Here is a 19,041-nt window from a genome sequence, read left to right as displayed (position 1 = left end):
ACCTTTGGTTTTAGGAGTCGGTTTCAGGATCCGCGAGATTGCCAAGCTCGACGGCGATAGCCATTTCCTCGTCGTTGACGAGCCCATCACCATCTGTGTCGATGTCGCTGAACACTTCCTCGGTGAGTTCAGGATATGAAACTTGAAGTTCAGCGAAGGATGCCATGCCGTCGCCGTCAGTATCAATTTCGGCAGACATTGCGTTGGCGGAAAATGCGACGGATGTCATGAGGGCAGCTACGAGAGTTACATTTTTCACGTTTTTTCCAATCAAGGTAAGGCAATCCATCATGGATTGCGGTTCAGGCCCCGGCGTATTGCATTCTGCATTTGCTCAAACTGGCCCGCGTTTTCACGCGGCCGTTTTTGATTACGCAAGGGCTTTACTGGCAGCGTCGAGTTCGTATTTCGTCTTGATGTCGTCATTCGCTTTGTGCGCGGCCTCAGCAGCGTTGTAATGCCTCCAGGCCTGCGTTCGTTTTTCACCGAAGGGTGCGCCTCCACAGCTGGCTTTAACGGACTTCATCTTTTCCGAGATGGTATTGGGGTTGAGTTTCATTGGGTGTCCTTTCCTAGGCACTTCGAGAAAGAGCGGCGCGCGAAAGAGGAATTTCTTTTTAGGGAACTGCCACTTGCGCGCCGCTTAAAAACTCGACAACACACTTCCTGCTGAATTTTCAGCAGGCATTCTCTAGCTAGCTTACATTCCAATTTTCGACGCTTACACAGATCAGCTTGGAGCAATTTAACGTCAGAAAGCGGAGCCTTCAGACATGACCTGCTCAGGGGGCAGAGCGACCCCAAAAGCCGGGTCGCTGGTGCGAGCCGTTTTCAGAAATATGCTGCTCGCAGCTCATAAAGTGTGGTGCCAATGCCGCGAGCAGAAATTCGTTCCTACATCATGCCGCCCATACCACCCATGCTTTCCATGCCGGACATACTATGGCCGCCGGACTTGACAGGTTTGTCAGCCACCATCGCTTCAGTGGTGACCAGTAGGCCCGCAACCGATGCCGCGTATTCAAGCGCGATCCTAACGACCTTGGTTGGATCAATGACACCGGCCTTCAACATGTCGCCGTACTGGTCCAGCTGCGCATCATAACCGAACGTCTTGCTGGTGTTCTCAATTACTTTTCCAGCAACGACTGAGCCATCGACACCGGCGTTTTCAGCGATCTGGCGCAACGGTGCCTGAAGAGCTTTGCGGATGATCTTGATACCCGCATCCTGATCCGCGTTGTCACCTTTTAGACCTTCCAGAACCTTGCCCGCATGGACAAATGCAACGCCACCGCCTGGTACGACGCCTTCTTGGACAGCTGCACGTGTTGCGTTCAAGGCGTCATCAACCCGGTCCTTACGCTCTTTCACTTCGATCTCGGTCGCACCACCAACTTTGATCACCGCAACGCCGCCCGCCAATTTGGCCAGCCGCTCCTGCAGTTTTTCCTTGTCGTAATCTGAGGTGGTCTCTTCGATCTGGGCGCGGATTTGGGTGACACGCGAAGCGATAGCTTCTTTGTCGCCTGCGCCGTCGATCACAGTTGTTGTGTCCTTGGTGATTGTGATCTTTTTGGCATCGCCAAGCATGTCCATCGTGACATTTTCGAGCTTGATGCCCATTTCTTCGGAAATCACTTGGCCGCCCGTCAGGACGGCAAGATCTTCCAGCATCGCTTTGCGGCGATCCCCAAAACCAGGTGCTTTGACACCGGCCACTTTCAGGCCACCGCGCAGCTTGTTTACCACAAGGGTTGCGATCGCTTCGCCATCAATGTCCTCGGCCATCACCAAGAGCTGCTTGTTCGCCTGCATGACAGCCTCAAGCAAGGGCACCATGGGGGCCAGAGACGTCAGCTTCTTTTCGTGCAAGAGGATGACGCAGTCCTCCAGGGTCGCAGTCATCTTGGCGGTATCTGTGATGAAATACGGGCTGAGATAGCCACGATCGAACTGCATGCCCTTGACCACTTCGGTCTCGGTCTCCAGCCCTTTGTTCTCTTCGACGGTGATGACGCCTTCGTTGCCGACCTTGGCCATCGCGTCCGCGATTTGCTGACCGACAGCAGCCTCACCGTTTGCGGAGATTGTGCCGACTATGGCGATCTCGGCCGTATCGCCCACTGGCCGTGACATTGCCTTGACCTCGGCAACAACGGCGGTGACCGCTTTGTCGATGCCGCGCTTAAGGTCCATCGGGTTCATGCCCGCTGCGACTGATATCATACCTTCTTTCACAATTGCTTGCGCCAGTACTGTCGCGGTGGTCGTACCGTCGCCAGCCTCGTCATTTGTGCGCGATGCAACATCTTTAACGAGCTGTGCGCCCATGTTCTCGAACGCATCCGAGAGTTCGATTTCCTTGGCGACCGTAACACCGTCCTTGGTGATGCGTGGCGCGCCATAGGACTTGTCGAGAACCACGTTTCGGCCCTTGGGGCCAAGCGTGACCTTGACAGCGTTGGCGAGCGTATTGATGCCCTTGAGCATGCGGTCACGGGAGTCCGTGCCGAATTTGACGTCTTTTGCAGACATGTCGGTATTCCTAAATGAAAGATGTGTGAATGGGGACGCGTCGTTCAGGCCATAATGCCTAAGATGTCGCTCTCCTTCATGATCATCAGCTCTTCGCTATCAATCATAATTTCAGTGCCCGACCATTTGCCGAACAGAATTTTGTCGCCAGCTTTGACGTCCATTGCGATACGCGCGCCGGCATCGTCTTTTGCACCGGCACCGACGGATACGACTTCGCCTTCCTGCGGTTTTTCTTTTGCATTGTCAGGGATGATCAGACCGCCCGAGGTCTTTTCTTCGCCTTCAATACGGTGGACCAAGACACGGTCATGTAATGGAGTAAACTTCATGGAAATGCTCCTTTTCGAGATTTCCGAATAAGGGTGGCATGCGTAGGGACACATTGGCACTCGCCACACCTGAGTGCCAGTGTATGAAAAATGGCTATCCCGACAGATCTCTACAATAGTGAACGGAACTATATTTCCTTTGAGGTATGTCCGTCAGGAATTGCCGACCTTGAAACCTGCCTTACTTCACCCTTTTCCCACCAATCGCCAGCGCAGGCTTTCCTGCAATGGAGTTGGCTGTGGCAGAGACCTTCGGCTTTTCTTGATTGGGTTTCTTGGGCGCAGGCGAATGATAGAGCTGCCCTTGTGATAGAGCCGTCTGCATTTTCTGTGACGGTGGGGAAGTTCCCGACCCTCTACGCCCCATAAGACATCAGTCGGCGTGATGCGACCGATGTCTAGACAGGCCGAATTGACGGGTCCAGTACGTTACTGAGAAGACGCCGCGCGCCTGCGGGGATCAGCGGCGACGAGATGCACCACTAGGGCTGACGGGAACGGCGTTCCGCCAGGCTTTCAACCCCTTTCAGCGCCGACAGAGCCGTTCTCCAACGCCTTCACTCCGAAAGACAGCATCGCATCTCAGACAGGGACGCTCTCGAATTACGTCGCCAAAGGCCCTTCCGCGGGCGATGTCCGGCAACGCTACATCGACCGAAGTTTTGTTCGCGATCATGTCAAATCCGAGCTGACTTCCGTGCGCATAGCCATCGCCCCTGTCGGTCGTGGAGGCATGCCCTCGTTTTCAGCAGCATGGATTGACGCAATGTCACGTGCACCTTGTCGCGCCGGGTTCCGGTCCAGAACATCCCTGTCAGACTGGGGCGTTCGGTGTGCCGAATAGAGATGCCGCATATGTGCCGCAGAGACCCCGTCGGCCTCCATAACGAGGCGCACCATCGGATCAGCCAGCATTTCCTCGAGGAAGAAGTCGGACAACGCTCTGCCCGTCAACTTGTCCCTGGCGCGGGCATAGTCCAGATCGGCAAGGGAAAGGGTCAGAGACCGCGCAAGCCCCGGATGCGATGTCCGGGGATGAAGTTTCACCAGGACTGAAGCTTTCCAGGCTGCAGGATTCTGTTGATCCGAGGGTGAAACCAACTCCGTTTCGGTCTCGTACTCTCCCGCCGGGAGCGTCTCATCAAAGCCTGGAACGGTGAACGGTCGGGAAAAAACCGCAACGGTCTTGCTCGTCAGTTCTTCCATTGGCGTGATCCTCTCCCTTGTTGCTGCGGGTGGTCCGCGCCCCAGTTAAGAATGGGGCGCGTGGCCTGTGAACGTCTCAAGATGTCTAGGATTTCGCGAGCGCATCCTTGCCGGCTGCCTTCGGCTCGTTCTCCTTGGCTGGGGTCTTCGCGGTCTCCGCGGGCTTCGGCTTCATTGCGGCCGCAGCCCGGCGGTCAGGTCCTTGAAGGACATATCATCGATCCTTTGATTGGCCGGCGCCAACTCCTCGTCCATGTCGGACCGGGATGCCTGACATCGGTACTACCTATATGGGGACTGGCGACCCGATTTACGATGGCGCGCCGCCAAGAAGTCAAAGATCACACCAGATCGTCAGTCCAAACCTTGAACTCCGTCAGTGTATTCCGACCAAATGTCTGGGTCAGAGGGACGTCAGCGGCATCGCGGCCCCGCGCGATCAGAATTCTGGCAAACCGCGGCTTGTTATTCCGTGGGTCGAACATGTGCCATTCACCTGCAAGGAACACCTCCATCCAAGCGGCGAAGTCCCCAGGCGGATGAGGCAGAGGTTCCCCAATGTCGCTCAGATATCCGGTGCAGTAGCGGGCCGGAATGTTCATGCAACGACACAGGGCGATGGCGAGATGGGCGAAGTCGCGGCAGACACCCTGTCGCTCGGCCATGGTCTGCGATGCGGTGCGCGTCGCCTTCGCCTGCATGTAGTCGAAACGGACATGTCCGTGCACGAAATCGCAGATCGCCTGCACGCGGGGCCAACCAAGGTCCGTGGTCTCGAACAGGCGCCACGCCTCCTCTGACAGAAGGTCGGTATCGCAATACCGGCTTCCCTGCAGAAACACGAGGGTCTCGAACGGCAGATCCTGAACCGCGTGCTGCCGCGCGCTGGGCATGGAGGGATCAGGCTGGCCCGTGTCGCGGAAGATGCCATCCGTCGACAGGCAGAAGTCGCCCTCCGGGGCCACCATCCGCGTGCACCAGTTGCCGAAGCCGTCGCGAAAGCTTTCCAGCGGCACGCTCGGCTGCGTCACGAGATAGTCGGCACGCTCCAGATCGCCAAAGCGCGAGTAGTGCACGTTCAGCAGCGCAATCAGTGGCGTCGGCTGCGGGAAGCTGTAGCGCAGACGGCACCCGATGCTGACGCGCATGGCGGACCCGCCACGACGAGAAAAATCCGCATCACCGTGCAAGGATGCACATCGCATCGGAGAGCCGTAAGCCTCGATTGCAGCCCCACCGGGTTCCGGATCGGTCGAGATAGGCGTTCTCCGGCAGATCGATAGAGACGCAGGAACCGCTCAGCGGCTCGTACCCACGATCACAGCTCCAGCCAGGTCCATAGGATGCTTGGTCGAGAAACGCGTTGGCAGGCAAAACAACGGCTTCGCATCGGTCGTCGATCTTGACGAAGCCTCGCTCGCAAACCCAGGCGGCGCCATAGTTTGCGTTGGTCAAATATGCGTTCGCTGGCACGGCAATCGGCGAACATGTTCCTGCAAGAGCCTCATAGCCACGATCACAGGTCCATCCCGTTCCCGAGCTGTCTTCTGTCAGATAGGCGCGCTCGGGAATTACGATGGGCACGCATGCCTCGTTCTCCTGCCGGAACCCGCGTTCGCATTGCCAATCGTAGCCGGAAGACCGGAGGAAGGCATTGGCGGGCAGCGGGATGAAATTGCAGGATATCCCGTTTACCTCCTCATACCCGCGGTCGCACTTCCAACCCGTCCCGAAGGAGCGCCCGGTTGGATAGGCATGCTCGGGGATGTCGAGCGCAAGGCATTCGGTGCCCGCCACCCGGTAACCAAGATCGCAGACCCACCCGCCACCATAGCTGCGCGGCTGGGCGTTCTCAGGCATTGGGCCCGTGCCATCCTGCGCGAGAACGGGGAAGGCGAAAGACGCGATCACACCCGCTATAACTGCCGTCCCCGCGATCAGCCTCGCCAGCGGATGTCTCATCGCCGCTTTCTCCTTGGCGGACCAGAGTCCGCCGGTTGCCCCGCGTGTCTTCGCTGGCCCAAGCGTGAGCGTTCCGGTCAGCCGTCGAGTTGGCGCGGGCGGTGGCGGGGAGCCCCTCGGAATTCGGTTTCGTTGGCATGCCTTCGTTCTCGGCCACCTGGATCGCGAAGTCCTGCGAAACTGTCGGACGAAAGCTACCGGTCATCGGGGCGACAATCTGTGCAAGGCTGCAGCTGCAAGAGCATGTTCCTTCTGGTGGTAGTCGCCGCGGAACTTGCCATCGACCTGTACCTCCCAAATACCGTTTCTTTCGCGCACCTGAACTCCACCGCGCTGCGGTGGCCTGTTCATGGAAGAACCCTGTCCACCTTTGCTTTTCAGCTGCACGGGTTTCATGTTGGTCATTTCCGGCTCCTTCGCGTTGGGCGCGCGCGCTTCTCCGAGGAGCATCACGGCGCGAATGAATTCTTCCGCGTAATCATCCGTTTCGCGGTGGTCATGTTCGTGCCGGGCCATACTCATCGGCTCGACGAACCGTCCTCTCAAGTGATCGATGAACCGCGGCTCCGTCCGGGCCATGTAAGCGATCAAAGCTTGCAGGATCCGTTCATGGGCCAACACGCGCCGTTCAAGATTGGTTGTCTCTGCGGCCGTCCTGGTGAGATTTTTCACTGATGTCATGGCTTGTCGTCCTTCACGCTGCGTAGTGTGACGCTGGATCTCGTGTGCTCGAGCGTGTGCAGGCAGGCCCTCGCCTCATCGCGATCCAGCTCTTGCCATCTACCTACCAGCCAAGCGTAAATCGTGCGCTGGCCCAGGTTAGGGGCACGGAATTTAAGTGGGTGTGTCTTGCTCAGAAGCGGACAGAAACCGACCGCGGTGGTCCAGGTGTCATTGACGTGCTTCCCGCTTGATACCCTCTCTAATCATGCTTGAAACCTTCCACCATGAACCTAGCGGCCTACTTCAACCTCCGCCTGTGTCACGATTGGCGACACGGGGTTTTGCGCTGGCCGGGCCCTGCCGGTTGACGCCACGCCACCATCGCCCAGGTCGCTGCCGGGGTCGAGGAAGGGATCTGCCTCGACCTGCATGCCGCGCCGGAACCGGAACAGATCGCTGTCCGTCGTCAGGACAAGCGTTGTGTCGTCCGAGATCATGTCGCTGTAGTTTATCTCTGTCAGACCTTGATCCCGGCTCAGCGCCTCATTCAGGTCGCGCTCTGATATCGTGTGCAGTTCCATCCAACCCGCCCGATCCCCTCTGCCAGGAACGGTCATATGGGTCGCCGTCCTCTGATACGTTTCGAAACCTTGCCCGCGGAGAAGTTCCTCCTGAATCAAGACTTCGTAGTCCCCGGCCGGAAGTTCGTCCGGAAAATCGGCTAGGCTGAACGGGTGCAGGAAAGTCACCCTCAAACTGGATGAACGCACGCTCATCTTTGGCCTCCACGATTTTGGCAGATTTGTCGCTCGCCAATATTGACGGTCCCTTGGTTTCCGGACCTGACCGGTCGAACGATTTCTCTTCTTGTACATCAGAACCGTGCCACTGGTGCTGACACATGTTAGTCCCGGACGCCGCGCGGGTAGCGAACTCCCTGGAGAGGTTTTCGGGCACTGACCTGTGTAAGCGCGCGAGGACTGACCTGCGCATACACTTTGGAAAACAGGGATGATCTGCATTCCTGCAACCCTTGAAAGGATTGGCTATGGCCGACTCCAATGTACTCAACCCGCACCCGCCCGAATTCGATCGGTTTCTCCATGCCTCCGTCGGCGAGGACCGAAACGGCTATGCCGTGACTGTGCTCTCCACGCTCGCGCGGCTTGGCCTCGATCCATGGAAGGAAACCGCTGAACTGGTCATGCTGGGGCACGATGCCGCGCGAGCGCGGTTGGGAACGCTGCTTGCCCGATTTCGGGATGTTCCCACACTCGCAAGCGATCACGGCAGGGTCGCACGAGACCTGAGCCAGCTGCTTCCGCAAGACCCGACGCCAGGTGCCCTGAAGCGAACTGCCTCGACGGTGGCCGATGGCCGCCCGGGAACAAGCGGCGCGATCTGGGCCGTGCTCGCTATCATCTTTTTGCTGTTTCAGATGTTCATGGTTGGCGGGTCGGGGTCAGGCGAATGACCGTCTCAACCGCAACCATGGGCAGACCGGCACATGCGGCACACAAGACCGGCACGCTATCGCCTCGCGAACAGGGCGTTCTCTGGGACATGGAGGAATACTTCTGGACCAGTGGCGCCGACAACGCGCGAGCAACGACTGCGACCAACGCCGTCATGGTCTTCACTTATCCGCCCGTCATCCTCCAAGGCGACGAGATTTGGACCCACCTTCGTGAAAGGACCGGCTGGCGCACCGTTGTCATGGCCGAACGACGCTTGATGCGGTGTCATGACATCGCCATTCTCACCTATCGCGTCTCGGCAGAGAAACCCGATGTGCCGATCTACGAGGCCCTCTGTGCCTCTACCTATCTCAACGATGAGGACACTTGGCTGAGGATTTGCCACCAGCAAACTGCGATGAGTTGAGAAGCGCATGGGCTACCGACCTGCCGCAGGCGTCGGGACCAATCTGCGTCAGTGCGGCGTGGCTTCGACGCTGGTTAGATGAGACGTGTCCGCCGAACTTTCGGTGGTGCATTTTTCCGAGTACCTGAGAAGCGTGTGGGCGTGCCGATCCCAAAAAGGTTGGCATGTCGACACGCTTCTTATTCTCAGAGCGTGAAGGAAAGGACAATTCCAATGACTCCCGAACAGACCAAGACTGCCGAGAAGATGAAGTCCGTGAAGGCCGCGTGTGTTTGACGTCAGCGCCCTCTGGCCCCTAGAAAGACGCGGCGCTGCAGCATTACCAGGCGGCCGAGAAGGCCAACACGGCCAAGAACGACGCCGAGACCAACAAGGAACTCGATGCTGCGACCCACGCCCTCGCGTGAACGCCATCGTCTGATGTGATACTTGGGGTCGCCTGCCGAGCAACGGAGGGCGGCCCCCTCACTTCAGGAGCGGTCCGGTCTGGTCCAGATATGCCGGATCGAACTCGGCAAGATCCACCAGGCCATCATAGTCGTGAAACGTCACGCGACCGTCCCGAAAGGTCACCAGTCCACTCTCGCGAAGCTGGCGCAGAACGCGGTTCACGTGGATGGCACTCAGTCCCAGCACATCCGCGAGGTGGTACTGGGTCAGCGGGCAGTCGTATCCATCCTTAGTCCCCATGCCCACCAGCGCAAGCCGCGATCCCAGCTCCAACAGAAAATGCGTCATGCGGGCGTCCGCATCACGCCGACCGATTCCGACGAGATGTTCCACGACCATCGCTTCGTCCCGTGACACCGCCCAGAGTATGGCCGTTGCAAGGCGCGGCGTCTGCGCGAATGCATCAAGAAGGTCGCTCTTCAGCACCTCCGCAGCCTCGATGTCGACAATGGGTTCGAAGCTATGGTCCGACGTGCGCAAAAGGACGCTCCGCAGCCCGAGAAAATCCCCCGGCACTTGGAAATCCACAATCTGCCGGGTCCCGTCGGCCTGCAGTTTGTAGGAACAGACCCAACCCGCGGACAGAATATAAGCAGCCTGAGCCGACTGCCCCTGATGCACCATATCACGCCCCGCTACGAAGGAGCGGCAACGCTGATGAAGTCGTTCAAGCACGGTTAGCTCGACCTCCGACAGGGCGACGAAGGCCGAGAGCTTGCGGATCAGGGGGCTGTGTTCAACTGATGTCAAGGGGGCCTCCCGGCGTGTCGTGCCCCAAAAGCAGAAATTTACTCGGGCACTGCTCTGGATCAGTCCAGCATAGAGCATTTCATGCGAAATGTACGGATGCATCTCAATCCTACCTTCTCTCAGGTTCACGATGCCAAGGAAGGAAACTCAGATGTCCACTGCAAGCGAACATGCAGGCCAGGCCGCCCTATCGATCTGCGAGGCGCTCCTGCTTGCCATGAACGATCACGGGTTGCTGCCCGAGCACGAGGTCGCGGGGGTTCTTCGTGACGCCGCGGCGACCCATGTGAACGCCCTTGGCACCGAACTCGAAATGGAAAGGCACAGGGCCGTCGCTGAAATGATAAACGGGATCATCGCTGGCGGGAATTCTGTTCGACGCACGTGATGCGATACAGCGGCGGTCGCGATCCACAATCTCGCAGTGTAGCCTGGGCGGAAGTAGTTACTATGGTCTGCACGCTTCGCCGCAATCATACGGCATGCGTTGCGCGCATACGGGAACACGAGACCGTTCAGGCACTCCTCGCGCATGCGCACATACAGGCTCTCAACCAGGTGGCTATGCACGCGCTTTTCTGCCGCGATGTAGGGTAGTGACCTGCCAATACTCGCGCGACTGCAGGATCGCCTTCGCGGCGAGATTATTTCCCATTGCTGCTGACCACTATGCAAGGATAGGCCAGCAAAAATGCGACAGATTTGAACCATTGGAGCGGGCCAGCGCCCGCTCCATTAACTTTCAGAACTCACCGTCATCCGGGATCGCCGTTTCGATTTGCTCAAGCACGTGTTCCCCTATGCCAATGTGGTGCTCGATACTTGCCCGATCCTCGGGATCATCCGTTTCGATCAGGTCATCCCTTAGATTTGCGATCGCTTCCCGGATCAGCGGTTTCTGCCCCCGCCAGTAATCCAGCTCGGCCTTTTCCTCCAGGGTCAACGGTCCAACGAGATGCACCGTCCCTTCACGCATGTCGATCTTGACCTGGTTCGGGTGAGGCAGAGGATCAGGCAGGTGCGTGATGCCATGTTGTGCACGCCGGTTGAGCTCTTTTTCCCACTCAAGCTTGTAGGTCAGAGCTTTCTCGAAATACTCATCATGCAACAGCTTTCGTGAACTTTCGACGGACGCCAACAGTTCAGCGAAGAGCCTTTGAGCCCGGTGCTGACCCTTTGCTGCATTTACCGCCATTGACCGGAGTATGGCCTGCGCCATAGGCACCGTTACGCTACGATCGCCATCGCGCACCGTCACGCCGCGATACGCCTCTTCAATGACCAAATCTTTCAGCCGTTCCTCGTGCATCCCCGGCCGCTTGTTCTTCGCACCCCGAGGTCGGCCTTTGGGGTTACCTGACCTACCAGGTTTGAACCGGGTTGCTTTCGGTGGCTTTCCATAGCCGACTTCATAGTCAGATCCCGGTTTATGGATTGGCAATTTTGGGGAGGATCGGGTCATTCTGCGGCCTCCAACAGTTTTTCAGGTGACGCCCAGCCACACACCAGTTGCTCAGCCTCGTCATTTGCATAGGCTTCCCATCGCGCTAGAATGCGGTCGCAATAAATCGGATCCAGTTCACACAAGTATCCCTTGCGACCCGTCTTATGTGCAGCAATCAAGGTCGATCCCGATCCGTCAAAAATATCGAGTACAATGTCTCCACGTCCAGAAACATCCCGGATGGCGTCAGCAATCATTTGCACAGGTTTGACCGTCGGATGTAGGGCAAGCTCCTCCAACCGCCCGGCACGACGACTGTTTGCGCCGCGATACTCCCACACATTGGTTCGATACCGCCCATGCTGGCCAAGCTCGAAATTGTTCAGATGCGGCGCCTTGCCCTTCTTGAACACAAAGATCAGTTCGTGGCGGGAGCGATAGAACGTCCCCATACCACCGTTGTCCTTGGCCCAGACAATCAGGTTCTTCAACTCATCATAAACCCCCTGCCCTGCTTCCAACATTTCAGCCATATGGCGCCAGTCCATGCACAGATAATGTATCGCGCCATCCATGCTGTTTGCCGCGAGATTGCTCAAACCCTTCTCCAGGAACGAAGTGAACTCAGCCCGGCTCATCTCACCAGAAGCCATGGCAAATTCACGGTGCTGTATCTTGCCCGAGTTCCCGACATGGCCGTCGATCGGAACATTGTACGGCGGATCGCTGAACACCATGCGGGCCTGCTCTCCCTGCATCAACGTAGCCACCACTTGCGGATCCAGCGCATCGCCGCAAACCAATCGGTGTGAACCCAATTGCCAAACGTCACCAACGCGGACCCGAGCTGGCGCCACATCAGGCAAAGTATCGTCGTCTGGATCTCCGTCGTCTTCCGGAGCAACAGTCTCCAAAAGCCCATCAATTTCCGGAATAGAAAACCCGGTCACGGAAACATCGAACTCTAAATCGCTCGACAGCAGCTCACCAAGTTCTGCAGCAAGCAAGTCTTCGTCCCAGCCGGCGTTCAAGGCGAGCTTATTATCGGCCAAGACATAGGCGCGCTTTTCATCCGCACTCATATAATCCAACCGCAAACATGGAACCTCCGCCATGCCGAGTTGCTTTGCCGCTTCGACCCGACCGTGACCGGCCAGTATCGTGCGCCGCTCGTCGATCAAGACCGGATTGGTAAACCCGAAAGTCTTGATGCTATCCGCGATCTGGCGGACCTGCTTCTTCGAGTGGGTCCGCGCATTGCGAGCCCATGGTTTGAGATCCTCGATTGGGATCAGTTCTGTTTTCTTGCCTGACATGATGTTGTTGCCCCTATTGATCTTCGTTTAAGCGCCGGCCACGCCGTGCGCCTGGCGGCCAACCCGCCGAAACAAAAAAAGGACAGCCGTGCACGCACGGTTGTCCCTCCTCGGGCAGAATCGCCCAACAAGAACATAACATGAACAAAAATGCTTTGCAATTGCTCCGCGTCGGAGCCGGCTCCGCTCTACGAATATCGGCCAACCACATTCCTGGAAACGCACGCGCCAAAACCAAAACTCGCGACACACGATATCAACAGCGCTATTCGCTGATATCCTCCCAAATTTCTCTGTTCCCGCGCGGCCAATTCCCTGTTTTTAGTCGAACAGGGAATTGGCGCTTAACCCACTGACACAACGCGTAAACCTGGGGCAGAAACCCTCCAAAATCGGGTAAAACGTACAGAATTCCGCAAATTTCCCTGTAAATTCCCTGTAACCAGGCAAAATTGGCGAGACGCGTTAGCTCAGGACTGCCCACACAGCCATACACTTTCATTAAAAGAGACCGTGCGCGGTAGGCGTGACATTGTCGCGTGTTGTCCGCGGGTTGTGTGGGTTGGGGCGAAGGGCAGACTGTGCCTGTGAGCCAAAACGGGGCCGATATGCCGCGAAGTCTGGGAACGGCATTTCCGCGATACGAGTTTGGGGTGTTTGGGGTCAGAGGGCCGCGATCATCTGGCGCTGTTCGTCCCAGTCCGATGGCAACTCGTGGCGCAAGCACCAGTCCGATGTAAAACCAACGGGCTGTTTTCCCTCCATAACATCGCGCACGACGTCGGGTGCCAGGAAGGCAAGATCAATCATCTGCTGGATGCGCCGTTTGGATGTGGCGTCTGCCTCTGCGATCTCGGAGAAGGTTTCGCCGGCCTTGATCCGCTCAAACCAAACGTAGGCTTTGGCGATGTTATGGATGAGCGTTTTGTCGATACCGGCTGGCGCATCCGCAAGAATGATCTTCGTCTCGACGCCGCGCTTGCGGAGTTGGAAGGGGATGGTCTCACTGAGAACATGCTCTTCCAGATGCTCCTAGTTTACGTCAATACTCCCGGCGATGGCGTCAGCACTCAGTTGCACGACCAACTCACCGGGAGCGATGTCCACGCGTTCGATGAGGTCAAACAGGCTGCTTGGCTTGTCGCGTTTCGCGCGGGAGATAAGAGTATCAGCAGCGCGATCGATCTGATCCGCCGTTGCTGCCGGCAGTAGTGTGGGTGCGAAGCCGGATGCAGAGATCATCTTGCGTACCAAATCAGCGATCTTGTTCTCCAGCTCCGGCGCAGGCAGGCGCCAGGCATCTTTGTGTGCTTCGCTGCTCCCGGCCACTAACCTGTGCGAGATGTAATAGCGCAGTCGTGCGCCTTTCCGCGTCTTCGTATGCGAAGGCGTCAGGCGATCACCAGTTTCGTCGAAGAGTTTGCCGCATAGCAAAGAGCGTTGATTGGCGGCTTTGCGTCCCCTGCCCTTCGCCGCACCATCCTGCAACAACCGCTGGACGCGATCCCATCGCTCAGGTGCGATTATCGCCGGGTGCTGCCCCTCGAACACCTTGTCACGATGCCGGATGCGCCCAGCGTAGATCGGGTTGGTCAGTAGATGATGGATGTGGCCACGGTCCATATGGGTTCCGCCCGTCGTGCTGCCATCTGCAAGCGTTCGTTGACGGCTCCGTAGATCCAGCGCGTCAGCCTGTGCTTTCACCGCCCTGACGGTGCCAAGATCCTCGTAGAGCGCATAAAGCTGCTCGACCACCGCCGCTTCCTTGAGGTTCACGCTGAGTGTTCGCCCATCAGCATCATAGCCCAGTGGCACCTGCCCGCCCATCCATAGCCCCTTGCGCTTGGACGCCGCGATCTTGTCGCGGATACGTTCGGCCGTTACCTCTCGCTCAAACTGCGCGAAGGACAGCAGCATGTTCAGCGTCAGCCGCCCCATACTGGTGGCCGTGTTGAAGGATTGGGTGACCGAGACAAACGAGGCCTCTGCCGCATCCAGAATGTCGACGATCTTGGAGAAGTCCGCGAGGGACCGCGTGAGCCGGTCGATCTTATACACGATGATCTGGTCCACCCGCCCGTCAGATATGTCCTGCAGAAGGCTCTGCAGCGCCGGTCGTTCCAGGGTTCCGCCGGACAACCCACCATCGTCATAATGCGCGGGCAGCAACACCCAGCCTTCGTGCTTCTGGCTGGCAACATAAGCCGCACAGGCTTCGCGCTGCGCATCCAGCGAGTTGAACTCTTGCTCAAGGCCCTCTTCAGATGACTTGCGGGTATAGATGGCGCAACGCAGCTTCTTCATATCTTATCTCCCGGCTTTGCTCTGCAGGCCAAAGAACCGGGGGCCAGACCAGGTAGCGCCGGTGATGTGTTTGGCGATGGCTGATAGTGACCTCCAAGTCTTTCCATCCATCTCAAAGCCCGCCTCCGTGACCTGCACCTGGTATGTTCGACCGTTCCATTCCCGCACGAGATGCGCGCCGGGGTTCAGCCTTGCCGGCACCGCAACGGCAACGTCCTCCCCGCTCGCAATCTGTGTTAGTGCGCGGCGCGTTGTGGCGGCCAGCCGCCCATGCGCCCTGCATTGCCGCTCGTAGCAAACCGCGCGCTGCATGAACGGCACCGACAGATAGGCTGGCGGAGGCGATCCGAAGACCGCCTCCCACTCCGCAAGCATGCGGGGCCGCTCCGAGTTCGGATCACGCCCCATTGGCTGCGCTCTCGGATCCACGGGATTTATTCGGCGTAGGCGCAGAAAGGATGCGATGCCTCGACATCCCGCCTTTGGTAGGTTTGTTGCAGGCAATCTCGTACCCTGCTTTGCGCAAACCGGTCAGAGCCGCGCGCGTTGTATGTTGCTGCCAGACCAGCTTCGCGCTCAGGGTTTTGGTATCAGCTCCTGCCCTCGTCCCCAGCAGTTTGATCAACTGGTCCTTCTTGGTCGTAAGCGATGCTGCCATCGCCTTGGCAGGTGCGTTGTGCTCGTCAGACTTGGTCATGTTGGTCTCCTCGGTTGATCAGCGGAAAAACCCCGCTGCTACCGAGTAGAGCCCGGAGTTCCGGACCGCGCCGCCGAATAAGGCCAGGCGCAGGAACACTAACGCTCGATACGACGACGTAGTCCAGTCTTTTGAAAGGGTTCTCAATGGGAGTGCCCAAGGCTAATATGGAATGGACAAATCGGGCGGAAACCAGACCTTCGCTGCACTTTGCACCGAGGTCTGCTAAGGGGACGCTGCACAATAGACCAAGGTCCGCTGTGGGGACTTTTCAGACCTTGGCCATTTTAAAACCAACGGCCGGTTTCGGCGCGTCGCTTTGGGAGCTGATCGTAGATAGTCAGCGCAGAAGATGCCCTGAAGGGATTGATCGAGGGCAAGAACGCTCACGCAGTGCATGGTAAAGTGAACAAATTCCGATTCTTTCAAACTGGGGGCGACTCCAATGTCGATCTATATCGAAATTCCGACTCGAAAACTGCCATTGACTGCGCTCTTTTTCTTATTGGGGCTCACCTTTTTGATCACTTGGGGCGTCATCGGCGGCTACATTTTCTGGCCCGAAGCGATGTCCAACGCTTTTGGCGATGTCAGCGGGTCGCATCCGCTCTTCTTTCTCGCGACGTGGGCCCCGGCCATCGCGGCATGCACCGTGGTAATGTTGTATGGCGGCTTGGCCGGACTAAAAAGGTTCCTGTCGCGGCTCTTCCTTTGGCGCTGCCCCGCTTCGTGGTGGCTATTCATCCTGATCTTGATACCGCTGGTTTTTATGGCAGGCTCGCTCATCAAAGGTGGGCAGCTCCTCGCACCGCTTCCACCTGAAGGCATGGCCCCGGTCGTCGGCCTGATGTTCATGATGCTCTTGCTAGGGCCGATTGAAGAATTCGGCTGGCGTGGCGTGGCACAGCCACTTCTCCAGCGGTACATGGCACCGATCTGGGCTGGTGCCCTGATTGGCACGGTCTGGGGCATCTGGCACCTGCCTGCCTTCTTTCTTGCCGGTGTTGTCTTCGCTGAATGGAGCTTTCTGCCTTTCTTCATCGGAAATATCACTCTGGCGATCCTCGTGACCCCAATCTTCAACGCATCGCGCGGCAGCCTGGCATTGCCGATGCTGTTCCACTGGCAATTGATCAACCCTTTCTGGCCCGATGCACAGCCCTGGGATACCTGGCTTCTTGTTTTCGTCGCCGCAACCGTCGTCTGGTGGAAGCGCGACACAATGCTCTCGCGCGAGGGCGCGGTTACAGAAGTGATCCCCCAAGAAACCCGGCAATGAAGCAGTATCTGGTCGCCGCTGTGCTTACAGCAATCACGACATTCGCGGGCCTAGTGCGAGCCGAGACGATGGAGGGTCAGATGCAGGCCCTGATGGATGGTTTTCATGCGGACTATGGCTTTCCCGGTGCGACTGCTGCCATCGTTTTGCCGGACGGCAACCTATTGACGGTTGCGACCGGACTTGCGGACCAGGAGGCGGAGGCAACTATGGCCGCAAACACGCGCATGCTGGCCGCGAGCATCGGGAAAACATTCGTCGCAATGACCGTTCTGACGCTGGAAAGCGATGGTGTTTTTTCCCGTGCTGATCTTGTGTCCGAATACCTAGGGAACCGCGATTGGTTCACACAGCTGCCGAACCAAGAGACAATGACGATTGGCGACCTTCTGCGCCACACGTCCGCCTGCCCGACCACGTGCATCTCGGCAGTTTCCAAAACGAGATGGCAAGGCGGATGGCTAGCGAAGGTGCCGCCTTTTCACCAGAGGAATCCGTCGCCTTCATCCTCGATGCTACGCCTGCGTTCCCGACCGGCTCCGGTTGGGCCTACACGGATACCGGATACCTCTTGCTTGGCCTCGCAATTGAAGAAGCCAGCGGGCAGGCGTACTACGACCTCGTCGCAGAACGCTTCCTCGAACCGCTTGGCTTGACCGCCACCACTTCTTCGGATCGGCCGACGTTACTGGGCCTCGCGGTTGGATACGTAGCAGAAGACAACCCGTTCGGCCTGCCCGCACGAACCATGGATGAGAGCGGAACTTTACTGTGGGGCCCGCGATGGAGTGGACAGGGGGCGGGCTGATATCAACATCCCGAGACCTTGCATTCTGGGGCCACGCTCTTTTTCGCGGGGCGGCACTGGCGGCACCTTATCTTGACCGGCTACTGGATGGGACGCCGGTGAGTCCCGATGAACAGGGTATCCTTTATGGCTCTGGCGTCGCAATCTATGCCGACACTGCCCACGGACCGGTCTACGGACATGGCGGGTGGATACCCGGTTATGTGTCGAGCCTACGTCACTATGCCGAGCATGGCGTGACAGTTGCGTTTCAAGTCAACACCGATGTAGGAATTGCCGATGACAGCACCGATCTCGTGCCTGCGCTGGAAGCAGCACTTGCAGATTTGGCGATAGGCGCTGTGCAATGACACCCGCTCACGGAGAGGATCCGCACGACTTTGGGTTCAATGCGGAAAGCTGATGTCGGAAACATCGACAACGAAGAACGGGAAATACTCATCGGTGTCAAAGAAGTTTCCCGCCTCGATATGTGTTGGAAGCATGAAACCCTCGAACTCCCGAAACTCAGAGAGATAGCCGCCAAACGGCTGTAACTGATGGGTCTTCTGGGGGTTAGCGTCGCTCCAACGCATGAACGTCACATGAAGCGGCTGGCCGAACTCGCCTACGGTGATATCAACCGCCTGTTCAAGATCTCCGTAACGCATCGTCATACGCGCAACGTTTTCAGAGACAGCTTCCCAAGTGACGTTGGGGCTTGGCAGAACGGCTGCAGGTGTCCAGAAAACAGCTTCGGCCACATAGCGCCCGAAGGCGGAGCGGCTGTGGTCCGGGGTGCCACCGAACCGCGCCACGGGGACAAGACCGGCAAGCCAGAACCGGGTCCACGTTCCGCTATCGGAGCCTGCCATGCGCATCGCGCCCTCGCCGCCAGTCATCGCCCAAACGAACCCATGAGGAGCAGCAAGCAATTGCGTGGCGCGCATGGGCATGTAACCTGGCGCGGCCTTGTCACCCATGCTAAACTGCCCCTCCATCCTTAACTGGGCCACCGTATAAAGCGGTGTGCCCTCAGCGATGGCGAATGCGAAAAAGCGACGTGCAGGTTTGGGCAGGTCTGCGACCATTTTTGGCGCGAACCTTCCCGGATCGGTAGGCTGGAACCCGATCAGGCGATCCATTTCCGCATGATCGGCACGATGATCCAACTGCCGCCACGCGAAAAGACCGGCTAAACTGATCCCGACGACTACCAGTATCGCGATAACGATCATACGCATTTCCCGTCCAATCTCTGACTCTCTCGTCAGGCATCTTATCCCTTATCGATTTCATGCCGCCCCAAGGCGCTCAAAACATTCACACCGCGTAACAATCTTCCGAGTCCGATGTTAGAATAGTAGACGTGGTGGGCGTTTATATTGATCCCGATCAAATACGTATTGATGCCCACTATGAAATGATC

Annotated in this window: 23 protein-coding genes; 6 read left to right on the top strand and 17 right to left on the bottom strand. The window is 57.8% G+C overall.

What is annotated here, in order from left to right:
* Positions 1-10: 10 nt before the first annotated feature.
* The 9 genes from N4R57_04430 to N4R57_04390 form a co-directional block, all read right to left on the bottom strand.
* Positions 11-274 carry a hypothetical protein gene (locus tag N4R57_04430; protein UYV38342.1) on the bottom strand — a complete coding sequence of 88 codons (264 nt, stop codon included), beginning with the start codon at positions 272-274 and terminating at the stop codon, positions 11-13.
* Positions 275-370: 96 nt separating this feature from the next.
* Complete coding sequence (locus tag N4R57_04425) at positions 371-559, bottom strand: hypothetical protein (protein UYV38341.1); 189 nt, start codon at positions 557-559, stop codon at positions 371-373.
* Positions 560-894: 335 nt separating this feature from the next.
* Entirely contained in the window at positions 895-2,538 is a 1,644-nt protein-coding gene (gene groL / locus N4R57_04420) for a chaperonin GroEL (GenBank protein ID UYV38340.1), read from the bottom strand.
* 44 nt (positions 2,539-2,582) lie between these two features.
* Complete coding sequence (locus N4R57_04415) at positions 2,583-2,870, bottom strand: co-chaperone GroES (protein ID UYV38339.1); 288 nt, start codon at positions 2,868-2,870, stop codon at positions 2,583-2,585.
* Positions 2,871-3,542: 672 nt separating this feature from the next.
* Positions 3,543-4,076, bottom strand: coding sequence for a hypothetical protein (locus N4R57_04410; protein ID UYV38338.1), 534 nt, complete (start codon positions 4,074-4,076; stop codon positions 3,543-3,545).
* A 341-nt stretch (positions 4,077-4,417) separates the two neighbouring features.
* Entirely contained in the window at positions 4,418-5,224 is an 807-nt protein-coding gene (locus N4R57_04405; GenBank protein UYV38337.1) for a transglutaminase family protein, read from the bottom strand.
* 31 nt (positions 5,225-5,255) lie between these two features.
* Positions 5,256-6,038 (bottom strand): hypothetical protein, encoded by a 783-nt coding sequence (locus tag N4R57_04400; protein ID UYV38336.1) that lies wholly within the window; start codon positions 6,036-6,038, stop codon positions 5,256-5,258.
* A gap of 201 nt (positions 6,039-6,239) precedes the next feature.
* A complete protein-coding gene (locus tag N4R57_04395) occupies positions 6,240-6,719 on the bottom strand; it encodes a hypothetical protein (protein UYV38335.1) in 480 nt (159 codons plus the stop codon).
* Between the two features lie 272 nt (positions 6,720-6,991).
* Positions 6,992-7,282, bottom strand: a complete 291-nt coding sequence (locus tag N4R57_04390; GenBank protein ID UYV38334.1) for a hypothetical protein — start codon at positions 7,280-7,282, stop codon at positions 6,992-6,994.
* A 467-nt stretch (positions 7,283-7,749) separates the two neighbouring features.
* Here N4R57_04390 and N4R57_04385 point away from each other — a divergent pair, with 467 nt between their 5' ends.
* Positions 7,750-8,175, top strand: a complete 426-nt coding sequence (locus N4R57_04385) for a hypothetical protein (protein UYV38333.1) — start codon at positions 7,750-7,752, stop codon at positions 8,173-8,175.
* Positions 8,172-8,585: a hypothetical protein gene (locus N4R57_04380; protein ID UYV38332.1), complete on the top strand. Its 414-nt coding sequence runs from the start codon at positions 8,172-8,174 to the stop codon at positions 8,583-8,585. Before N4R57_04385 ends, N4R57_04380 begins: the two co-directional genes overlap by 4 nt.
* A 465-nt stretch (positions 8,586-9,050) precedes the next feature.
* On the opposite strand, the gene N4R57_04375 is transcribed toward N4R57_04380, so the two are convergent.
* On the bottom strand, positions 9,051-9,785 hold the full coding sequence (locus tag N4R57_04375; GenBank protein ID UYV38331.1) for a Crp/Fnr family transcriptional regulator: 735 nt from the start codon (positions 9,783-9,785) through the stop codon (positions 9,051-9,053).
* Between the two features lie 151 nt (positions 9,786-9,936).
* Between N4R57_04375 and N4R57_04370 the strand changes: the two genes are divergently transcribed.
* Positions 9,937-10,173, top strand: a complete 237-nt coding sequence (locus tag N4R57_04370; GenBank protein ID UYV38330.1) for a hypothetical protein — start codon at positions 9,937-9,939, stop codon at positions 10,171-10,173.
* Between the two features lie 354 nt (positions 10,174-10,527).
* Here the strand turns inward: N4R57_04370 and N4R57_04365 are convergent, their stop codons facing one another.
* The 6 genes from N4R57_04365 to N4R57_04340 form a co-directional block, all read right to left on the bottom strand.
* Positions 10,528-11,247 (bottom strand): DUF5681 domain-containing protein, encoded by a 720-nt coding sequence (locus N4R57_04365; protein ID UYV38329.1) that lies wholly within the window; start codon positions 11,245-11,247, stop codon positions 10,528-10,530.
* Positions 11,244-12,545: a site-specific DNA-methyltransferase gene (locus N4R57_04360; protein ID UYV38328.1), complete on the bottom strand. Its 1,302-nt coding sequence runs from the start codon at positions 12,543-12,545 to the stop codon at positions 11,244-11,246. The genes N4R57_04365 and N4R57_04360 overlap by 4 nt, the downstream gene beginning before the upstream one ends.
* 663 nt (positions 12,546-13,208) lie before the next feature.
* Positions 13,209-13,355 (bottom strand): hypothetical protein, encoded by a 147-nt coding sequence (locus tag N4R57_04355; GenBank protein ID UYV38327.1) that lies wholly within the window; start codon positions 13,353-13,355, stop codon positions 13,209-13,211.
* A 222-nt stretch (positions 13,356-13,577) separates the two neighbouring features.
* The gene (locus N4R57_04350) at positions 13,578-14,849 is read right to left on the bottom strand and encodes a recombinase family protein (protein ID UYV38326.1); all 1,272 of its coding nucleotides are present in this window, start codon (positions 14,847-14,849) and stop codon (positions 13,578-13,580) included.
* 3 nt (positions 14,850-14,852) lie between these two features.
* The gene (locus N4R57_04345) at positions 14,853-15,224 is read right to left on the bottom strand and encodes a DUF2924 domain-containing protein (GenBank protein UYV38325.1); all 372 of its coding nucleotides are present in this window, start codon (positions 15,222-15,224) and stop codon (positions 14,853-14,855) included.
* 22 nt (positions 15,225-15,246) lie between these two features.
* On the bottom strand, positions 15,247-15,546 hold the full coding sequence (locus N4R57_04340; protein ID UYV38324.1) for a DUF3489 domain-containing protein: 300 nt from the start codon (positions 15,544-15,546) through the stop codon (positions 15,247-15,249).
* 445 nt (positions 15,547-15,991) lie between these two features.
* Between N4R57_04340 and N4R57_04335 the strand changes: the two genes are divergently transcribed.
* The 3 genes from N4R57_04335 to N4R57_04325 all read left to right on the top strand — a co-directional run bounded on the left by N4R57_04335 (position 15,992) and on the right by N4R57_04325 (position 17,983).
* Positions 15,992-16,825, top strand: coding sequence for a CPBP family intramembrane metalloprotease (locus tag N4R57_04335; GenBank protein UYV38323.1), 834 nt, complete (start codon positions 15,992-15,994; stop codon positions 16,823-16,825).
* Positions 16,822-17,481 (top strand): beta-lactamase family protein, encoded by a 660-nt coding sequence (locus N4R57_04330; protein UYV38322.1) that lies wholly within the window; start codon positions 16,822-16,824, stop codon positions 17,479-17,481. The genes N4R57_04335 and N4R57_04330 overlap by 4 nt, the downstream gene beginning before the upstream one ends.
* A 127-nt stretch (positions 17,482-17,608) precedes the next feature.
* Positions 17,609-17,983 carry a serine hydrolase gene (locus tag N4R57_04325; GenBank protein ID UYV38321.1) on the top strand — a complete coding sequence of 125 codons (375 nt, stop codon included), beginning with the start codon at positions 17,609-17,611 and terminating at the stop codon, positions 17,981-17,983.
* A 36-nt stretch (positions 17,984-18,019) separates the two neighbouring features.
* Here the strand turns inward: N4R57_04325 and N4R57_04320 are convergent, their stop codons facing one another.
* Positions 18,020-18,856, bottom strand: a complete 837-nt coding sequence (locus tag N4R57_04320; GenBank protein ID UYV38320.1) for a hypothetical protein — start codon at positions 18,854-18,856, stop codon at positions 18,020-18,022.
* Between the last annotated feature and the right edge of the window lie 185 nt (positions 18,857-19,041).

The sequence above is a fragment of the Rhodobacteraceae bacterium D3-12 genome (assembly GCA_025916135.1).
Classification (GTDB): Bacteria; Pseudomonadota; Alphaproteobacteria; order Rhodobacterales; family Rhodobacteraceae; genus JAKGBX01.
The sequence above is the reverse complement of the archived record's forward strand: the minus strand, read 5'-3'. Positions and strand labels throughout refer to the sequence as shown.